The 1567-nt window shown below is 63.3% G+C and carries 2 protein-coding genes; both read left to right on the forward strand.

Annotated features, from left to right (window positions below):
- The first annotated feature begins 101 nt into the window (after positions 1 to 101).
- Entirely contained in the window at positions 102 to 728 is a 627-nt protein-coding gene (locus tag DQ353_RS21015) for a haloacid dehalogenase type II (protein WP_113765125.1), read from the forward strand.
- A gap of 295 nt (positions 729 to 1023) precedes the next feature.
- The gene (locus DQ353_RS22675; RefSeq protein ID WP_353616716.1) at positions 1024 to 1413 is read left to right on the forward strand and encodes a DUF427 domain-containing protein; all 390 of its coding nucleotides are present in this window, start codon (positions 1024 to 1026) and stop codon (positions 1411 to 1413) included.
- Positions 1414 to 1567 lie beyond the last annotated feature (154 nt).

Genomic DNA, 1567 nt, shown 5'->3' on the forward strand with positions numbered 1-1567 from the left:
TCAGTGCCCGCCGGCCAGGGCACCGGGTGTGGTCGTCATGCTGGTGCCGCCAACGAACCTTGGTGCACGGCTGCCGTCATCGTCACCCACCCTGACTAACCATCACCAAACAATGCGACGCTCAACACGAGGTCGGCGCCCCGGAACACCTCGCAAAGCTGTGGTTCGCAACCCTGCTACGCGATGGCTTCGCACTCACCGCAGCGGGAGATAACGGTACCTTCGCCGGTATCGGCGCCGAAGCTTTGCGCGGCATGTTCACCGGCCTGGAGCTGAACCGGGACCTCGAGTCGGCCGTCAAGCACGTGATGGCAGGTCTCTCCGCTCTTGGGCTGCACCCGGACGTCGTCGCCGGTGTCAAGGCCCTGCACACTGCCGGATACCGACTCGCCACCTTGACGAACGGCACCGCCCAGGTCGCTGAGAAGCTTTTCACCGAGGCGGGCATCCGGAACAGTTTCGATCTGCTGCTCTCGGTGGAGGATGCCCCGAGCTGGAAGCCCGGCAAGGCCTCCTACGAGTACGCGGCAGCTGCCTGCGGGACCACGCCCGAGCAGATACTCCTAATCGCCGTTCACCCCTGGGATATCCACGGTGCATCCCGCGCCGGTCTTGCCACCGCTTGGATCAACCGCGCCGGGGGCCTGTATCCAAACTATTTCCACGCGCCGGATCATGCTGTCTCCGCCCTGCCTGATCTGATCCCGGCCCTGGCGGAAGGAAGCTGAGAGCCTGTATGGCTGTGCGATTGAGCTCGGACTTGCGGACGCTGGAGCACCGCCTGCGCTACGAGCCAACGCAGCGCAGCGTGAGGGCGGATGCCGGGGCGAGGACGGTTATCGATTCACAGGACACACTCCAGGTGGAGGAGCTACGGAAGCGGACCCCGGTGTTCGCGGTACCGGAAGCGGACACCGCCAGTGGCGCAAGGAGGACCACATGATAGAAAGGCCAGCCCGGGACCCGTTCCGCCGGGTGGACGCGCGCGCCTCATCACGGCGCGTGCGTGTTGGTTAAGAAGCGATGGTGCTGGCCGAGAGAACACAGCCGGTATTCGTTTATGAAACGATGCTGCCCGTACGGACCTGCCTGCCTGCCGCGTGGGGATGTGAAATTCGGGCTGCTGGAGCGCACCTCACAACGCACGGTCTGCACCTACAAGGGCACAACGCCGTACTGGTCCGTGCACGGGGTGAGAACATTGCGTGGAGCTACGAGCAGCGCCTTCAGGACGCGACCCGGCTCACGGACCTCATCGCGTTCCATGACGAACGGACCCCCAGCAACGTCGAGGGCAAACCCGCGCAGCGCCCCGGTGACAGCCGGGCACCTGACGCGGAAAGATTAACAGGAGACCGACGACGGACCCCTGCGGGATCCGCCACGAAGAGTGGAAGGGACAGCAATGTCTGAAGATCAGGTGCAACGCAAGCAAATTCAGGCTCTACTGACATATCCGTGGGCGTGAGCCGCGAGCCTTAACGTCCACACGCCGCTTCCTGCCTAGGATTTTTGACTGACTAAGGTACAAAAATCTAGGGACTGAAAACGGCGTGCAGAAAACAAG

The sequence above is a fragment of the Arthrobacter sp. AQ5-05 genome (genome assembly GCF_003287975.1).
In the GTDB taxonomy this organism is placed as follows: domain Bacteria; phylum Actinomycetota; class Actinomycetes; order Actinomycetales; family Micrococcaceae; genus Paeniglutamicibacter.